The 17,315-nt window shown below is 66.8% G+C and carries 14 protein-coding genes and 1 pseudogene; 5 read left to right on the plus strand and 10 right to left on the minus strand.

The window, feature by feature from the left end; translation table 11 throughout:
* Window positions 1-7: 7 nt before the first annotated feature.
* Complete coding sequence (locus tag KIV56_RS09690; protein WP_281536117.1) at window positions 8-694, minus strand: cyclase family protein; 687 nt, start codon at window positions 692-694, stop codon at window positions 8-10.
* A gap of 93 nt (window positions 695-787) precedes the next feature.
* On the opposite strand from KIV56_RS09690, the gene KIV56_RS09695 reads away from it, so the two are divergent.
* The 5 genes from KIV56_RS09695 to KIV56_RS09715 all read left to right on the plus strand — a co-directional run bounded on the left by KIV56_RS09695 (window position 788) and on the right by KIV56_RS09715 (window position 5,521).
* Window positions 788-2,251, plus strand: coding sequence for a purine-cytosine permease family protein (locus KIV56_RS09695; protein WP_281533283.1), 1,464 nt, complete (start codon window positions 788-790; stop codon window positions 2,249-2,251).
* A gap of 111 nt (window positions 2,252-2,362) precedes the next feature.
* Window positions 2,363-2,773, plus strand: a complete 411-nt coding sequence (locus KIV56_RS09700; RefSeq protein WP_281533284.1) for a nuclear transport factor 2 family protein — start codon at window positions 2,363-2,365, stop codon at window positions 2,771-2,773.
* A 95-nt stretch (window positions 2,774-2,868) separates the two neighbouring features.
* Window positions 2,869-3,876: a dimethylarginine dimethylaminohydrolase family protein gene (locus tag KIV56_RS09705; protein WP_281533285.1), complete on the plus strand. Its 1,008-nt coding sequence runs from the start codon at window positions 2,869-2,871 to the stop codon at window positions 3,874-3,876.
* Window positions 3,877-3,879: 3 nt separating this feature from the next.
* Entirely contained in the window at window positions 3,880-5,151 is a 1,272-nt protein-coding gene (locus tag KIV56_RS09710) for a M20 family metallo-hydrolase (RefSeq protein ID WP_281533286.1), read from the plus strand.
* Window positions 5,152-5,269: 118 nt separating this feature from the next.
* The gene (locus KIV56_RS09715; RefSeq protein ID WP_281533287.1) at window positions 5,270-5,521 is read left to right on the plus strand and encodes a hypothetical protein; all 252 of its coding nucleotides are present in this window, start codon (window positions 5,270-5,272) and stop codon (window positions 5,519-5,521) included.
* 751 nt (window positions 5,522-6,272) lie between these two features.
* Here the strand turns inward: KIV56_RS09715 and KIV56_RS09720 are convergent.
* The 9 genes and pseudogenes from KIV56_RS09720 to KIV56_RS09760 all read right to left on the minus strand — a co-directional run bounded on the left by KIV56_RS09720 (window position 6,273) and on the right by KIV56_RS09760 (window position 17,248).
* Entirely contained in the window at window positions 6,273-7,427 is a 1,155-nt protein-coding gene (locus tag KIV56_RS09720; protein ID WP_348648557.1) for an amidohydrolase, read from the minus strand.
* Window positions 7,428-7,648: 221 nt separating this feature from the next.
* Window positions 7,649-8,878, minus strand: coding sequence for a PLP-dependent aminotransferase family protein (locus KIV56_RS09725; protein ID WP_281533288.1), 1,230 nt, complete (start codon window positions 8,876-8,878; stop codon window positions 7,649-7,651).
* Window positions 8,879-8,882: 4 nt separating this feature from the next.
* A pseudogene (locus tag KIV56_RS09730) lies at window positions 8,883-10,563 on the minus strand (dipeptide ABC transporter ATP-binding protein).
* Between the two features lie 35 nt (window positions 10,564-10,598).
* Window positions 10,599-11,450 carry an ABC transporter permease gene (locus KIV56_RS09735; RefSeq protein ID WP_281533289.1) on the minus strand — a complete coding sequence of 284 codons (852 nt, stop codon included), beginning with the start codon at window positions 11,448-11,450 and terminating at the stop codon, window positions 10,599-10,601.
* Window positions 11,447-12,415, minus strand: coding sequence for an ABC transporter permease (locus tag KIV56_RS09740; RefSeq protein ID WP_281533290.1), 969 nt, complete (start codon window positions 12,413-12,415; stop codon window positions 11,447-11,449). The genes KIV56_RS09735 and KIV56_RS09740 overlap by 4 nt, the downstream gene beginning before the upstream one ends.
* A gap of 42 nt (window positions 12,416-12,457) precedes the next feature.
* Complete coding sequence (locus KIV56_RS09745) at window positions 12,458-14,107, minus strand: ABC transporter substrate-binding protein (protein WP_281533291.1); 1,650 nt, start codon at window positions 14,105-14,107, stop codon at window positions 12,458-12,460.
* Between the two features lie 161 nt (window positions 14,108-14,268).
* Window positions 14,269-14,628, minus strand: a complete 360-nt coding sequence (locus KIV56_RS09750) for an FAD-binding oxidoreductase (protein ID WP_281533292.1) — start codon at window positions 14,626-14,628, stop codon at window positions 14,269-14,271.
* 10 nt (window positions 14,629-14,638) lie between these two features.
* Entirely contained in the window at window positions 14,639-15,709 is a 1,071-nt protein-coding gene (locus tag KIV56_RS09755) for an FAD-binding oxidoreductase (RefSeq protein WP_281533293.1), read from the minus strand.
* Window positions 15,710-15,859: 150 nt separating this feature from the next.
* Window positions 15,860-17,248, minus strand: a complete 1,389-nt coding sequence (locus KIV56_RS09760; protein ID WP_281533294.1) for an NtaA/DmoA family FMN-dependent monooxygenase — start codon at window positions 17,246-17,248, stop codon at window positions 15,860-15,862.
* Window positions 17,249-17,315: the final 67 nt, after the last annotated feature.

Here is a 17,315-nt window from a genome sequence, read left to right on the forward strand (position 1 = left end):
AACGTCCCTACGGTTCGAGCCGAATCGCCACAGCTCGCACCGGGGCACCATCTGCCGCTTCAAAAGCTATCGGAAGAAGCGAGATCACCGGCGCAGGGAAGTCGATCGCCGCGATATTCGTCAGATTCTCCCCGATCACGCCGTCGACATCCGCGATGAGGTGATGCACGGGGAATCCCTCACCGGGATGGGTTCCATCGGGGGTTTCATCAATGTTGATCGCATCGATCGCGAACGTTCGCGCGCCGAGCGCGATCAGGCGGCGGCAGGCATCCGCATCGAGAAACGGGTTCTCGAAATACCGGTCGGTGCCGTAGTACTCGCTCCAGCCGGTGTGCAGGACGATGATCGAGCCCGGCTGCACCTGGTCGGCGACCGGCTCGATGAACTCCCAGCCGATGCGGCCGCGGGGCCCTGCTGCCCGGGCGTCGACGATGACGCCGGGTCCGAAGAAGCGGTCGAGCGAAATCTCGTCGATCTTCAGGCCGGTCTCGCTGAAGTGGAAGGGGGCGTCCACGTGGGTGCCGGTCTGGGAGCCCATGGACACGTTGAGCAGATTGAAGCCGTCCCGCTCGATGGTGCTGTGCACGGAGAATTCGAGCACCGGATCACCCGGGTAGACCTGCGTGCCCGCGCCGACGGGAACGGAGAGATCGACAATCGATTGTTTCGTCATGGTAAATAATTCTTGCATATCTATCAATTTTCTCCCAGTGAACGTAATGTCATCTCAACTTCTTCTGCGCAGTCGGAGACCCCACCCGCTACGAAAGACAAGGCGTTCACCATGACCAGCAGCAACACTGGCGCCGGCGATTCCGGTACCGCCGTGCTCAATGCCCGCCCCAAGATCACCGAGGTCGAAACCCACGGGATCGACACCATTCCACACCCTGACCGCACATCGACGTGGGTCGACCTCCTCCGCATCCAGTTCGGCGGCGCCAACACCTTCGCGACCGTGCTGCTCGGCACCTTCCCGATCGTGCTCGGCCTCTCGTTCTGGCAGGCCGTGCTCGCCACCGTCGCCGGCGTGCTCGTCGGCACCGTCTTCCTGATGCCGATGGGCCTCTTCGGCCCGCGCACCGGCACGAACAATGCCGTCTCGTCCGGCGCGTTCTTCGGCGTTCGCGGCCGGGTCGTCGGCTCCTTCCTGTCCCTCCTCACCGCGATCGCCTTCTACTCGATCTCGGTCTGGGTGAGCGGCGACGCCCTCGTCGGCGCCCTCAACCGGCTCGCCGGCATCGAGGACTCCGTCGGACTCCGCACCCTCGTCTACGGCATCATCGGCGTGATCGTGATCGTCGTCGTCGTGTTCGGCTTCCAGTTCATGCTCCTCGTCAACAAGACGGCTGTCATCGCCAACACCGCCCTGATCCTGCTCGCGTTCGTCGCCTTCTCCGGCACCTTCGACGCGGGCTACAACCCCGGACCCGACGCCCTCGCCCTCGGCGGCTTCTGGCCCACCTTCGTCGCCTCCGCCCTCATCGTGATGGCGAACCCGATCTCCTTCGGCGCGTTCCTCGGCGACTGGTCCCGCTACATCGCGAAATCGACGCCGACGAGCAAGCTCCTCCTCGCCACCTTCCTCGGCCAGGCGCTCACGCTCATCCCGTTCCTGTTCGGCGTCGCCACCGCCACGATCGTCGCCGGCCAGGCCGACTACGTCTTCGCCCTCATCCAGGCCTCCCCGATCTGGTACGCCGTGCTTCTGATGGTCGTCGCCTTCATCGGCGGGCTGTCGACGGGTACCACGTCGCTTTACGGCACCGGCCTCGACTTATCCTCGGTAGTACCGCGCTTCAGCCGGGTGCAGGCCACCATCGGAATCGGTGTCATCGCCTTCCTGTTCATCCTCACCGGGCGGCTGTTCTTCGACCTGCTCGGTGCCGTCAATGCCTTCATCGGGGCCATCATCGTGACCACGACTCCCTGGATGGTCATCATGGCGATCGGGTTCATCGTGCGCCGCGGGCACTTCGACGCTCGCAACCTGCAGGTCTTCAACAAGGGCGAGACCGGTGGCGTCTACTGGTTCAACTCCGGCGTCAACTGGCGCGGCATGGTCGCCTGGATCGGCGCTGCCGCGATCGGACTCCTCTTCGCGAACTACCCGCCCGTCATCGTCGGCCCGTTCAGGCTCCCTGGGCGGCGGCATGGACCTCAGCCTCGTGACAGCCGTCGTCGCGGGAGCCGTGCTCTACCTCGGCGCCCTCTGGATCTTTCCGGAGCCCCGCTACGTCTTCGGTGAGGAAGGCCCGCGGCTGGTTCCCTCCTCGAATGCGCCGCTCCAGGAGGTCGTGACCGACCACGCCTCGAGCGCTGCCCGCGTGCACGCCAGGGCTGCCGCACGGCGTGCGTCGTGAGCGACGACACGGTCGTCGCCGGCACCCCGGGCGCCGAAGCCCTCGCCGCCGCAGACGCGTTGATCTCCGACTTCGGAAACCATCGACGGGACGCCTACTTCTCCCGGTTCGCACCGGAGTCGACATTCCTCTTCCATTCGACGCCTGCTCGGCTCGAGTCCCGGGCGGCCTACGAACAGCTGTGGGACGAGTGGGAACGGCAGAACCACTTCCGGGTGATCTCCTGCGTCTCAACTGAGCGTCGGATCCAGGTCTTCGGCGAGGTCGCCGTGTTCAGCCACGACGTCGCCAGCACCGTCAGCTTCGACGGCACCGTGGAGACTCTCGCCGAACGCGAGTCGATCGTTCTGGAGAACCGGGGCGGCGAGTGGCTGGCCGTGCACGAGCACCTCTCCGCGAGGACCTGAGCCTCCCCACCGAGCCGCACCCGGCATCCGGCATCCGGCATCCGCCCATGACCCTATCGACACGCGTCACCACCCAGTCAGCGAAGGAAGCATTCATGCAAGAGATCGATTCCACCCTCGAGATATCCGACGGAAAGTTCCACCGGCTCCTTGGACCGGAGGCGTTCCCCGCGTTCGGCGACACCGGGGAACTCGAAGCGACCTGGGGTCGTCGCTGGGGCGCCGCAGACGAGGTCGGCCGGCTGCGCTCCGTGCTGATGCGACGCCCGAGCCAGGGCCTCGCGAATGTGCGCGCGAACACCTACAACGAGGAACTCGGCGCCCTCGTCGACCCGGAACTGCGCTGGTACTGGACCGGGCGCGACACGCCGGACCTCGACCTTCTCAACGCGCAGTACGACGACTTCGTCAACACCCTCACCCGCAACGACGTCGAGGTGGTGTTCGCCCCCGAGCTTCCCGCCACGTTCACGAAATCCGTGTACACCCGCGACCCGTTGATCACGATCCCGGGCGGAGCCATCATCGGGCGCCTCGCCCCGCGGATGCGCCGGGGCGAGGAACAGTCGATCACGGCAACGGTCGCCGCCGCGGGGATGCCCATCCTCGGCACCGTCACCGGTTCCGGCCTCGCCGAGGGCGGTAGCTTCCAGAAGGTGCGGCCGGACACGGCGTTCTTCGGCACCTCGGTGCGCTGCAACCCGGAGGGGTACCGGCAGCTGGCCCGGATCCTCGAGGAATTCGGTATCAGTCTCAAGCGCGTGACCCTGCCGGGGTACCTCATCCACCTGGACATGTGCGCCGTCATGCTCGACGACGACCTCGCCCTCGTCAACCCGAGGCTGGCGCCCTACGACTACATGGCGCAGCTGTGGGACCTCGGCATCGAAACCATCGAGGTCGATCCCCGGGAGGAGTGGGCGTGCAACATGCTCGCCCTCGATCGCCGCAAGGTGATCATGCCCGACCACTTCCCTCGGACGGCCGAGATTCTCAGCGACCGGCACGACGTCGAGGTCCTGCCCGTCGCTTACCGCGAGATGCTCAAGAACGGCGGCAGCGTGCACTGCTCGACCATGGAACTGCAGAGAGACTGGAGCTAGACGATGACCGCGAACACGATTGTCGACGCGAACGCCGAAGCGGATGCCGCAGCGCTCCTGGCCGATTTCCGCACCATGTCCGAATTCGGCGCGACCAGCGGCGGCGGTGTCGACCGCCAGGCGGCGAGCGCGGCCGACGGCCAGACGCGGTCCTGGTTCTCGGCCTGGCTGGCCGACCGCGGCTTCCGGGTGGAGGTCGACCCGATCGGCAACATCTTCGGCCTGCTCGAGCTCGTGCCGGGCGCCCCGTACGTGCTGTTCGGCTCGCACCTGGACAGCCAGCCCCTCGCCGGTCGGTACGACGGCGCGTACGGCGTGCTCGCCGCCGGGCATGCCGCGCACCGCGCACACCGTGATTTCGCGGCCTCGGGCATCACTCCCCGGTACAACATCGCCGTGGTCGACTGGTTCAACGAGGAGGGGTCACGGTTCAAGCCGAGCATGATGGGCAGCGCCGTCTTCACCGGCCGGCTCGACCTCGAGGTCGCCCTCGCGACGACAGACCCGAGAGGCACGAGCGTGCGAGAAGCGCTCGACGCCATCGGCGGCCGCGGCGGCTTCGTCGGACCCGACGTGGCCGGTTACGCCGAGATCCACGTGGAACAGGGCCGCACGCTCGAGGACGCCGGGGTACCGATCGGCGTCGTCGCGAGCACCTGGTGCGCCTACAAATACGAGATCGTCATGCTCGGAGAGCAGTCCCACACCGGCTCAACCCTGATGCGGGACCGCCGCGACGCCCTCCTCGGCGCCTCCAGGCTCGTCGTCGCGATCAACGAGCTGGTCCGCGAGTTCGACGACGAGGTGCTACACGCATCCGTCGGCGAGTTCACGGTCGGGCCCAACTCCCCCGTGACCATCGCCCGCGAAGTGCGGCTGCTCGCCGACCTGCGGGCCCGGGAATCCAGCATCCTTGCCGGTGCCTTCGAAATTCTGAAACAGCGGATGCACACCATCGAGTCGGAAACCGGCGTGCGCATCGAAGTCCTCACCTCCAGCGTCTGGGAGAGCGGGCCTTTTCTCGAGACCGGGCTGGCGATCACCGAGACGGCCGCCGAGCACCTCGGGCTCGACAGCATGCGGGTGCTCACCCTCGCCGGCCACGACGCCACGAACCTGAAGGAAACGGTTCCCGTCATCCTCATCTTCGTACCGAGCGTGAACGGGGTGTCCCACAATGAGAAGGAATTCACCCACGACACCGACCTGGTCGCGGGCGCGCGCGTGTTCACCGAGGTCGTGACGAGGCTCGCGCTCGGAGACTTCGCGGGGTAGTCGCGGCGGCGCGGGTGACGCTTCGCGTCCGCGATCCGTCCTCTAACATGACCTCATGGGCGAGATAGAGGCTGGGCACGGCGGAGGTTCACACTCACACCCCTCGCGTCGGGTGAGCGTGTTCCTGGTCATCCTCGGCGCCGTGGCAGCCGCCATCGGCCTGGTGCTCCTGCTCCTGCCGAGCAATCAAGCGAGCTTCGGCTGGTACGCGTATGCGCCGCTCGGCGATTCGACCTTCTTTCCGCCAGCCGGGCTGCTCTCGCCACAGAGTCAGATCGGGATGGTGGTGTTCATCGTCGGGTTGGTCGCGCTCGCCTTCGGTGCCGGCTGGCTGCTCGGGCTAGGCCGGGCTACGAGCCATGCGGAATAAGTCGGAAGTTCTGAGGTTCCGTGTCAGTGGAGAGGTAGTAGACATGGGCAGGGGGTGGCTTACACGTCGCTGAACCGCGAGCTGCAAGCCCTGACCGAAGAGGCCGACAGAGTGTATCGACCGCCTCGTTGACGCCAGCATTCTGACGCAAACCACAGACGAACAACCAAACCGAATTTAGCTGGCGGGGGGACATCGCCCCGCTCCCTGACGTGGTAGCCGCCCGGCCCATCACCGGAAAGCCAGTTCTCCAGCCGACGGCCAACGTGTAGGGGGCTCTTCGGTGAACCACGTCTGTTCGATCCCCACCAGTCGACCATCCTTCATCCACACGAGAAGCTCACCGACAAGCTCGCCGTTCCGTCGAACAATCGCCGCACGAGGTGGCACGGGGCCGTCGCCGCTCGGCCACGGCACGAGACGTGAGGATTGTCCCTGAATCCAAGTGCGGGGCTTGTGCGGGGTTGTCCCTCTGGACGGCAACAAAAAAGCCCCGGACTTCGCAGAAGTCCGGGGCTATGTGTAGCGGGAGCGGGAATTGAACCCGCGACACCACGATTCTGAATTAGAGAGTTTTGTCCGTTCATGAGGATTCGCAGTGGTCACTCTGACCTGCATTTCTTCTCGCCGGTGATCACTGCGCGATGGGGTGATTTCAATCAATGTGCGGGGTAAATGCGGGGTTAGTCCGATCAATGCAGTGATTATGAGCCACCCCGCACTTTGAATCTGTGCTACGTGTCATTGGTCTTCAGGCGAAGTAGTTTTCGACATCCAACACGCCGCCTGCTGCTTGGAAGTCGTCCTCGACGGCCTGCCGCAGATCGGAGTCGAAGAGGAAGTCTGCCGCGGTGAGCGCGAGGCCACCTGCGCCATCGTTGACCGCGCGATCGCCACCCTCCCCGGAGGCGAAGTCCGCGAATTCAGCAGTGTGCAGGGCGACCCCGGGAGGGCTCACCTGGATGACCGGGTGGATTCCCGGGATACGGGCGCTCACGTTCCCAAAATCGGTCGACGCCGCGAGTTCGCTGGGCACTACTGCCCGTGTGAGTACGGTTCGACCGATTTCGGCCTGGCGAACAGCCCAGCGAGCCGTCAGCGGACCATTGAATCTGATCGGCAGCGAGTACGGCGAAGGGTCCCAGATGACCTCGAAGCCCGTGCCAGTGGCCAGTGCGCACCCAGCCGCGATCTCGTCGAAACGTTGACTCAGGTCTTTGAGGGTCTCAATTGCTGGAGACCGCAGATAATACTCAAGCTCGGCATCTGCGGGCACGATGTTCGGCCGATCGCCACCGGCGACGATGATTCCGTGAATCCGGTCGCCCGGCGGCATGTGTTGCCGCAGGAACGCCACAGCTTGATAATTGAGGGCAACCGCGTCGAGGGCATTCCGCCCCATGAACGGACTCGAAGAGGCGTGCGATGCCACCCCGGTATAACGCACACGTACAATTCTGCGTCCGATAAATGGATGATCGGCAGCGTCGTAGCCGAACGGATGCACCATGATGGCTGCGTCGACGTCAGCGAAAGCCCCTGCCCTCGCGAGGATCTCTTTGCCGTTGCCGCCTTCCTCCGCTGGCGTTCCCAGCAGCAGGATCCGACCCGGCAGTTCTTCGCCCACTGTTGCGAGCGCGAGGAATGCTCCGACGGCCGCCGCGGCAATGATGTTGTGGCCGCATCCGTGGCCGATGCCCGGCAGGGCATCGTACTCGGCGAGAATCACGAGGGTGGGCCCCGACCCGGAGCCGGTTTCGGCCTCGAAGGCGGTCGGAAGCCCATAGACGCCAGTGCGGGCATTAATGCCCTTGGCGCGGAGCACCGCGACGATATCAGCGGCACTCTCGATCTCCGCGAACGCCTCCTCGGCGTAGTCGAAGATACGATGAGATAGCGCGATCAGGCTCCGGGCGCAATGAGGTCAGTGCGGCACGAATCCGGTCGGATATCTCGTCTGGCGCACCGGCATGGTTTGACGTGATCGGAGCCGCCTCGGCCGCCTTCAGAGCGGTGCCCGCGGCGACGGTTTCGAGGTAATGCCGGTTCGGAACTGACGGCCCGGTCACAGCGCGACCGTGGCCGGGGAACGCCGTTCGAGCGCTGACGGATCACGAATGTTTGCTCTCACAACGACGCCTTCGGGATGCTCTGCCTGCGGAGGGCACGACCCAGCCGGACGGCAGCGTCGTCGAGTTGCGCTTCGGGGACGTGGCCGTAGGCGAGGCGCAGGTGCCGGTCAGCGTCCGTGCCGGGTCCGGAAGGGAAGAAGGATCCGCGCTGGTACTCGACGCCTTCGTCGCTGGCATCGACCGCCAACCGGTCCGGGTCGACGGCGTCATCCCGGAGTCGCGGCCACAGGAAGAGTCCACCCCCGGGGACGACGGCCTCGAATGCTCCGGGCGCCTCACGCTCGAGCGCGGCCACGAGAGTCTCCGCACGCGACTTGTAGAGGCGCCGCGCCCGATCGAGGGTAGCGTCGAAGAGGCCGGCATCTGCGGTCAGCAACTCCCCGACGATCGCCTGCACGAGGGTCGAGCTGTGCGAGTCCTGGCGGCTCCGCAGCGCCACGATGTCCCCGGCGAGATACTCGGGCACGACGATCCAGCCGAGGCGCAGGCCGGGGCCCAGGGTTTTCGTGAAGGTGTTGATGTGGATGACGTGCTCGGAGTTGTTGAATGCCTCGGTGCTTTCCGGTCCACCCTCGTACCAGAGCTCGCGATAGGGGTTGTCCGCGAAGATGACGAAACCATAGCGTTCGGCCAGGCGCACGAGCTCGGCGCGGACGCTCGAGGGCACCGTACCCTGGGTGGGGTTGTGGAAGTCCGGCACCGTGTAGAGCGCCTTCGGCCGCGCCCCGTCACGGAGAAGGTCCGCGAGTTGGTCGATGTCCAGGCCGTTCGGACCGACGCGCACCGGCAGGATCCGCGCGTCGGAGAGTTCCAATCCGCGCAGGAACAGGGGGAAGATCGGGTTGTCCACGGCAACGAGATCGCCGCGTTCCAGCACGGTGTGGATGGCCAGCGAGAGGCCGTGGAAGCCGCCGTTGGTGACGATGATCCGCTCCACCGGTACCCCTTCGCGATCGGCGATCCACTCCCGGAGGGGCGAGATGCCTTCTGTGCGCGAATACTGCAGGGCGGGAACGCCGGGCCGGGCCAGAACGCGAATGGTTGCTTCGGCGAGCTCTGCCGCGGGGAGCACTGCCGGGTCTGGAATGCCGCCGAGGAGTTCGATGGCGTCCTCGCGCCGGTCGCGGAGCGTGGCGTCGCCGAATCCTTTCGGGGCGGTCAAAGCCTTGATCAGGGTCGGCCGGCGGCTGGGTGCCGAACCGGTATCGGTGATGGTCACGGTCACGGTGTCAGGTCCTTACGAGTGCGGGCACGGGGATGTGCCGAATGGGGCCGGTGTCGACCCGCGGGATGGCGTCGAGCAGGGCGAGGGTATATGCGTGCTTCGGCTGGGTGAAGATCTGCTCGACTCGGCCGTCCTCGACGACCCGGCCCCGTTGCAGGACCGTGACTGTGTCGGCGAACTGCCGGACGAGCGCAAGGTCGTGCGACACGATCAGATAGGTCAGGCCGAGCTCGCGCTGCAGCCGGGAGAGGAGCTCGAGAATGCCGGCCTGCACACTCACATCGAGAGCCGAGGTCGGCTCGTCGAGGACGACGACGTCGGGGCGGATGACGAGGGCGCGCGCGATCGCGACGCGCTGCCGCTGACCGCCCGACAGGTGGGTCGGCCTGCGGGCCAGGACGTTGTCCGGCAGTCCGACGAGGTCGACGGCCTCCCGCACGAGCCGGGCCCGTTCCGCCCGGTCCCCGATCCGGAACCGATCGAGCGGTTCGCTCACGATCCGGTGCACGCGCCAGGTCGGGTCGAGCGAGGTGAACGGGTTCTGGTAGACCAGCTGGAGATGCCGCCGCACATCACGGAGCCCGGCGCGGCTGCGACCGTGGACGGCCTCCCCCGACACCAGGATTTCTCCCGAATCCGGGTGCTCCAGTCCGAGAAGCAGGCGTGCGGCGGTTGTCTTTCCGGATCCGGATTCTCCGACGAGGGCGTGGGTGCTCCCGCGCTCGACGGAGAAGGACACACCGTCGAGCGCCGCGACATCCGTGCTGCCCACCCGGAATCGCTTCGAGACGTTCCGCACCTCGATGTGCGTACGCGGTTCCCGTGCGGATACCCCCAGGTCGCCGGTCGAGCGTTGGCTCCGATAGCGGTCGGGATTGAGCGCCGGGACGTCGGCGTGCAGGCTGCGGGAGTACTCGGACCGCGGCGCCGAGAAGACCTGGCGCGACGTTCCGCTCTCCTGCACAGGCTCCGTTTTTCAAGACCACGAGGGAATCCGTGCGTTCCGCAGCGATGGCGAGGTCGTGGGTGATCAGGAGCAGGCTGATCCCGAGCTCTTCGCGCAGGTCGGAGAGCAGGTTGAGGATGAGCTTCTGGATGGTCACGTCAAGAGCGGACGTGGGTTCGTCCGCCACGATCAACGCCGGTCGCGGCAGGATAGTCAGCCCGATCAGCACGCGCTGGAGCATGCCGCCGGACAACTGATGCGGGTAAGAGTCGTAGACCCGCTTCGGGTCTGGGAGGCCGACCTGCTCGAACACGGCCAGGATGAGGGAGCGCCGGGTGTCGGCATCCGTCTCGCCGAGCAGAACGGCCGCCTCGTGCGCCTGCGATCCGATCGTGCGCACCGGATTGAGCGCCGCGGACGGATCCTGCGGGATGAAGCCCAGGGCCCGGCCGCGCAGTGGCCGGAATTGCTTCTCCGGCAGCGCGAGCAGGTCTCTGCCGTCCAGGCGGATGCTCCCGCTCACCGTGGTCTCGAACCGCGGCAACAGCCTGAGCACCGTCTTGGCGATCGTGGACTTGCCGGAGCCGGACTCGCCGATGAGCGCAAGGCTCTCGCCCCTGGCCAGGGCGAAGCTCACATCGTGGACGACGGCGGTCTCCCCGTATGCGACGGACAACCCCTCGACGCTGAGCAGTGGGGGCGTGTTCCGTTCGTCCGCTATCTGCGGCTGTCGGGCCATGTCCTTCGTCCTTTCGTTTGCGCCGTCCACGGCGGTCACCTGGCCTGTCGCAGCCACGTGCTGATCCGGTTCACCGAGAGCACGGTTGCGACGATGACGAGTGCTGGCGCGTACACCAGCCAGGGGGCCGTCGGGTAGTTCTTGCCCGAGGACACCAGGAGCCCCCAGTCGGAGGCCGGAGGCGGGTCGCCGTAACCGAGGAAGGCGAGCGCGGCGATGACGAGGATCGACATCCCGAACTGGAGGACGGCGAGCGCCACGATGGACGGGTACACGTTCGGCAGGATGTGCCGCAGCAGGGCCTGCGGCCGATTGCCACCCTGAAGGTAAGAGGCCTCGACGAAGACGGACCCCCGGGTGCGGATCACCTCGGCTCGCATGAGCCGGGCGAAGACCGCCACCGCGGACACGCCCGTCGCGATCGCGGCGTTGAGCGTCGTGAAGCCGAGCGAACTCACGACGACGACAGCGAGCAGGAAGCCGGGGATCGCGAGCAGCACGTCGACGACCCGCCCGAGGATCGTGTCGACTCCGCCGCCCAGGAAGCCGCTGGCCAGGCCGATGACACTCCCCACGATCAGGCCGATCAGGACCGCTACGAGCGCGCTCGTCACGGACGAGGCCGTGCCGTAGACGATTCGGGCATAGACGTCGCGCCCGAGGTAGTCGGTCCCGAACCAGTGTGCAGGGCTCGGGGCGATCAGCTTCTCGCCGGTGTTCCCGGTGACCGGATCGTGGGAGGTGAAGATCCCCGGAACGACCGACCAGAGCAGGACGACGAGGACCACGAACACGGCGGCGAGTACGGTCGGCGGCACGGCGATCGCGACGCGGCGGCCGGCGGCCGGGATGCTGCGGAGCCTTCCGGTGAACAAATCGGTCGTCATGCGGTCACCGGCTCTCGGCGGATGGTGCCGAGTTCGAGGCGCGGGTCCAGCAGCGGCGACACGAGGTCTGCGGCCAGGTTGACCGCGACGAAGACCACGGCGGCGAGCGAAACGACCGCCTGCAACAACGGCAGGTCCTGACTCGTCACCGCCTTCTGCACGACGGTGCCGATGCCATCCCGTCCGAAGATCGTTTCGGTGATGACGGCGCCGCCGAGCAGCTCGCCGACGATCAGGGCGATCATGGCGACCGCCGGGAGCATCGACGGTTTGACGAGGTGTTTCGCGAAGAGCTTCGCCTGGGTGAGCCCGCGCGAACGGGCGACAAGCACATATTCCTGCCGCGCCCCCTGGTCGAGGTTCGCGATGAGAACCTCGGCCAGGGGCGCAGACACCGGGATGGCGAGTGTCAGTGCCGCGAAGAACGTCGCGGCGGGACTGTTCGGGTCGATCGTCGTGAAGACGTGCAACCGGAAGGCGAACAGTTCGATCAGCACGAGACCGATCACGAAGTTCGGTACCGACAGAAAGAACGACGGGATGGACCGCAGCAGGCCCGGCGCCCACTTTCCGGGAAGGTTCTGCACACCATAAGCGATGCCCACGGCGAGCAGCAGGGACAGGGCCAGGGCGGATACCGCCAGGGCGAGCGTTGACGGCAGGGCGTCCCCGATCATCTGGGCGACCGGCAGGCTCGACTGCAGCGAGATCCCGAGGTCTCCGACGACGAACCGGCCGAGGGCCAGGCCCAGCTGCACGATGACGGGCTTGTCGAGCCCGTAGAAGGCCACCACCTGCGATATCTCCGCGTCGCTGAGTCCGTTCTGCGGGTCATGCAGGGAGTTGGAGATCGGATCCCCTGGCAACACGCTGATAACGAGGAAGGTCAGCACGTACGCCAGCAGGATGACGATCACCGCCTGCGCGGCCCGCGCGAGCGCGTACCGCAGGTAGTGGCTTCTCATGTCGTCAGCGGGCCTCTCGAGTCGGTGCGGGAGTCACCGAGGTCACTTGGCGATCCACGCGGTGTAGAAGTTCGCGTACGCCAGGCCGTTGTAGGAAACGCCCTGCACTCCCGGCGCGATCAGGTAGAGCCGCTGGATGAGCTGCACGGTGGGGATCGCGTAGCCCTGTTCGAGCACGTACTGCTGGAGCTCGCCGGCGAGCTTGGCGCGCGCATCCCGGTCGGAGGAGGTGGCGATGCCATCCGCCAGCTTGTTGAGCTTCGTGTCGCTCGTGCCCAGGCTGTACCAGTCCTCGCCCTTGTTCTGGCTGGTCAGGACGCCGGCAACGGTTCCCACGTCGACGAAGCTGCGCGACTGCTGGAACAGCGGCGGCTTGGCGGCGATCACGGCCGTGTACCCGGAGACGTCGACGACCTTGAGGTCGACCTTGATGCCGACACGCTTCAGCTGCTGGGCGATGAGCTCGTCCTCGGCCTGCGTCGACGGAACGTAGGGGTTCGGCGTCAGCGTGAACTCAAGCGTCTTGCCGTCCTTCACTCGGTAGCCGTCAGCGCCGAGGGTCCAGCCGGCGTCCTCGAGCAGTTTCGTGGACTTCCCCTGGTCATAGGCGATCGTGGTCGAGTAGTCGCCCGTCTCAGGAACGTTGCCCTGCAGGAACGAGGTCGCCGCCTTCCAGTCGCCCGTGTACACGGTGTTCACGATTTCGGTGCGGTCGATGCCGTGCTGGATGGCCTGGCGAACGGCGAGCTCGTTCGTCGGGAACGCGGTCGTGTTGACCTGGAAGCCGTCGGTGAACCCGAGGTACTGCGGAGTGCCGACCGTGAAACCCTGGTCCTTGAGTGAGCTGATCTCCTGAGGCTGGATGTTGTACGCGACGTCGGCCTGGCCGGAGACGACCGTCGAGGTGCGCACCGAGGCATCCTTGATCACCTTGTACGTGATCGTGTCGAGGTAGGCCGGACCGGTGTGGCCGAGGGCGGCGGGACCCCAGTTGTAGTCCTTGCGCTTTTCGAGCACGTAGCTGTCACCCTGCTTCCAGGACTTGACCACGAACGGCCCGCTGCCGATCTCCTTGCTGAGGTCGGCCTGCTCCTCGGCCGGCAGAGCGAGGGTCTTCGGCGACAGCAGGATGGTGCCGTGATAGGCAAGAGTCGGGATGAACCCGAGGGTCGGCGCGTTGAAATAGACGTGCACGGTGCTCGCATCCGTCACCTCGGCACGGTCGAAGTGCGCGGACGGGAACAGTCCCACCTTGGTGATGCCGCGGGTGGCGTCGCCCTTGGCCCAGAGGTTGATGTTGGCGACGACCGCGGCCGCGTCGAGCGGGGTGCCGTCGGAGAAGGTCACTCCCTCCTTGAGGTGGAGGACGAAGTCCTTCGCGCCGTTGAGCTCCTCCCAGCTGGTCGCGATCCAGGGGCTGAGGGCGCCCTTCGAGTCGACGTAGACGAGCTTGTCGGTGAGCTCTCCCCAGAGGTTGCCCTCGTAGCTGGAGATCGCCGTCTTGCTGGACACCCAGCCGACGTCGTAGCCCTGGATCAGGAAGGTCAGGTTGCCGCCGTCGACGGGCGTGGCGGATGCCGTCGCGGACGAGACACTCGAGGCCGGACTCGTGCAGGCGGCGAGCAGCGCGAGGGACGCGGCTGCCGTCGTGATCGCGAGCAGCGATCGTCTGAATCTGGTGGGGGAAATCATGGTGCTTCTCCTTCTGAGTGGTGCAGGGGTATGGGTGCGAATGCGCTGCTGTGTTGTGCTGGCTGTGTTGCTGTGTCGTGCCGTGCTGCTGTGCTGTGCAGTGCTGCCGTGCTGTGCCGTGTGGAAAAAGTGAGTGGTCGTGGTCCGGGAGGCGGTGGCTCCTAGATGGCCTTCCCGGGGTTGAGCAGGTGGCCGGGGTCGAGTGCCCGCTTGATCGCGTGCTGGGCGTCCCGAACCCGCTCCGACAGTTCGAGTGCTGCCCAGTCATGCTTGAGCGTGCCGATGCCGTGCTCTCCGGTCACGGTCCCACCGAGGGAGAGGGCGATCCGGACGAGTTCGGTGGCCGCCTCGTGCAATTCGGCGGGCGGATGCGCCGGGTCGCCGCCGGGTCCGATCTGCTTTGCGACGAGGGGGTGGAGATTGCCGTCTCCGGCGTGGGAAACAGCGGAGATCGTCACTCCGAAGCGCGCCTCCAGGGCCGGGAACGAGGCATAGATGGCAGGGAGCTGCGACTTCGGCACGGCGATGTCCTCACCGATGAACCAGTGAGACTCGGGGAAGCCCCGGCCGTGTCGCCGCAGGCTCCCACAGCCGGACGGCGTCGGCGTCGGTCTCGACACGCGCGCGGCCCCCTGCCCGCGTCAGCGCGGCGACGAGGTCCGCAGCCTGCTCGTCGATGCCGTAGCCGTCGATCTCGATCAGGATGAGGGAAGCGCCGCGCTCGCGAAGGTCGGAACCGGAGTGCTCGTCGATGCCCGCCAACGTCGTGGTGTCGAAAAATTCGATGGACGACGGCCGCACGGACGAGAGCGTGATCGCGCCGAGGCCGTTGGTCCCGGCCTCGGTGCTGTCGAAGAAGGCGGTGAGCGTCTTCCGGGCGACGGGGATCGGGCGAAGCCGCACGGTCGCACCGACCACGATGCCCAGCACGCCCTCCGAACCGACGAACAGCGACGTGAGGTCCAGGCCGGTCACGCCCTTGATCGACCGGTGGCCGACGGTGATCAGGCTGCCGTCGGCGAGGACGACGTCGAGCGCGAGGATGGACTCGCGGGTCACGCCGTACTTCGCGCAGCGCAGCCCGCCCGCGTTCGTGGCGATGTTGCCGCCGATGGTCGAGATCTCCCAGCTGGCCGGGTCCGGCGCGTAGAAGAGGCCGTACGGAGCCAGGTGTTCGTTGAGCGCCGCGTTGATGACCCCGGGCTCCACGACGGCGACCTCGTCGAGCGGTGAGACCTCCGTGATGCAGTCGAGCCGTTCCACGGAGACGACCAGCTGGTGCCCGTGCGCCGTCGCACCCCCCGACAGTCCGGAACCGGCCCCGCGGGGTACGACGGTGACGCCGAGGTCGGCGGCAGCGCGGACGAGCGCCTGCACCTGCTCCACGCTCGTCGGGAACGCGACGGCCGGGCCACTCGTGTCCCCGTCGGGGGTCGCATCCCGGTCGAGGGCGGATGCGCGTGGCGCGGTCCCCGCGTCGTGGCCGTACCGGATCGTCTCAGTGGATGCCGGCCACACCTCGATCTCGGGGTGCCGCTCCGCGAGCTCCCGGGCAAGCGTGTCGAGCGCGCGGACTGCGGTGCTCGTCTCCACAGCGGTCATGGCGATTCCTTTCGTTGTTGGCGTAGTTGGTGGCGGCTCTCAGTGTGGAGTCGCGGTCCTGAGTCCGGCGAGTGTGGTGTGTAACGGGACGTAGGAAAAGTCACGGGAGGTCAGGTGGATCCGAATAGGTGCGCGGCACGTTCTCAGGCGCTATAGTCGAGCCTCGCTCAGCTCGCGGGTGCGGCGGGTGAGGGGGTCGCGCAGGCCGAGATTCTCCCTTAGGGTGGTTCCCGCGTATTCGGTTGGGTAGACGCCACGCTCCTGGAGTGCTGGCACGAGCTTGTTGACGATGTCGTCGAGGCCCGTCGGCACGAGGTACGGCGTGATGTTGAAACCGTCGACGATGCCGTGCCGCGCGTAGCGTGCCAGCTCGTCGGCGACATCCGTCACGCTGCCGACGAAGCCGCGCTCGGCGGACAGGTGGATGACCAGCTCGCGGATCGAGAAGTCGCGTTCCGCGCTCAGGGCCCGCCACTGGGCGATGATCTGGGCGGGCCGGGTGCCGTGGAAGAGCGTTCCGCGGGTCGCACCGGCCGCCTCCTGCGCGGGCTCGACATCCGGCAGCGGGCCCTCGGCGTCGAACCCGGACAGGTCACGGCCCCAGATCTGCTCGAGGTAGGCGAGGGCGGTCTGCGGGGTCACCTGCTTGCGCCGCACCCACCTGGCCTTCTCCTCGGCCTCGGCCGTGGTGTCGCCGAGGATGATCTGCGCCCCGGGGAAGATCTTGAGGTCGTCGGCAGGGCGGCCGGCCGCAACGACCCGGGTGCGCACGTCGGCGGCGAATTCCGTGGCGTCTTCGAACTCGCTGTGCGCGGAGAAGATCACGTCCGCGTGGCGGGCGGCGAAATCCCTGCCGTCGGCGGAGTCCCCCGCCTGGAACAAGACGGGATGCTGCTGCGGGCTGCGGGGAAGCCGCGACCTGGCAAAGACCTTGAAGTAGGCGTCCTCGGCGCTGACCGGTGCGGCGATGCCCGGGTCGGCCCAGCTGGCACTCGTCGCGGATGCTGCGATGGCGTCATCGGGGAACGAGTCCCAGATGCGCTTCGCGGTCTCGACGACGAACGCGGCGTGGGTATAGCGGTCCGCGTGATCGAGGTATCCCCCGCGGCGGAAGTTCTCGCCGGTCCAGGCGTTGTCCGTGGTGACGATGTTCCAGGCCGCCCGCCCGCCGCTCAGCAGGTCGAGGCTCGCGAGACGGTGGGCGAGGTCCGCCGGATCGTTGTACGTCGTGTTCTGGGTGGCGACGAGGCCGATGTTCCGGGTCACCGCGGCGAGCGCGGCCAACTGCACCTGCGCATCCGGTCGCCCCGCGACGTCGAGGTGGTGCAGCGCGCCGAGGTGTTCGCGGAGCCGCAGCCCTTCGCCGAGGAAGAACCCGGCGAACAGGCCACGCTCCGCGGTCTGGGCGATGCGCCGGAACGACTCGAAGTCGGTCTGAGACCCGCTCGTCTCGTCCGACCAGATGGTGCCGAAATTGACGCCCTGGAAGAAGACGCCGAACTGGATCTGGCCGCTGGAGCGGGGAATGTCGTTGGTCATGATGCGCCTTTCAGACAGACAGCGGTTCCGGGAGAGTCCCGGTCGCGTAACGGTTGAGAGCCGCGGG

This window comes from Cryobacterium breve (assembly GCF_027594785.1).
GTDB classification, from domain to species: Bacteria; Actinomycetota; Actinomycetes; order Actinomycetales; family Microbacteriaceae; genus Cryobacterium; species Cryobacterium breve_A.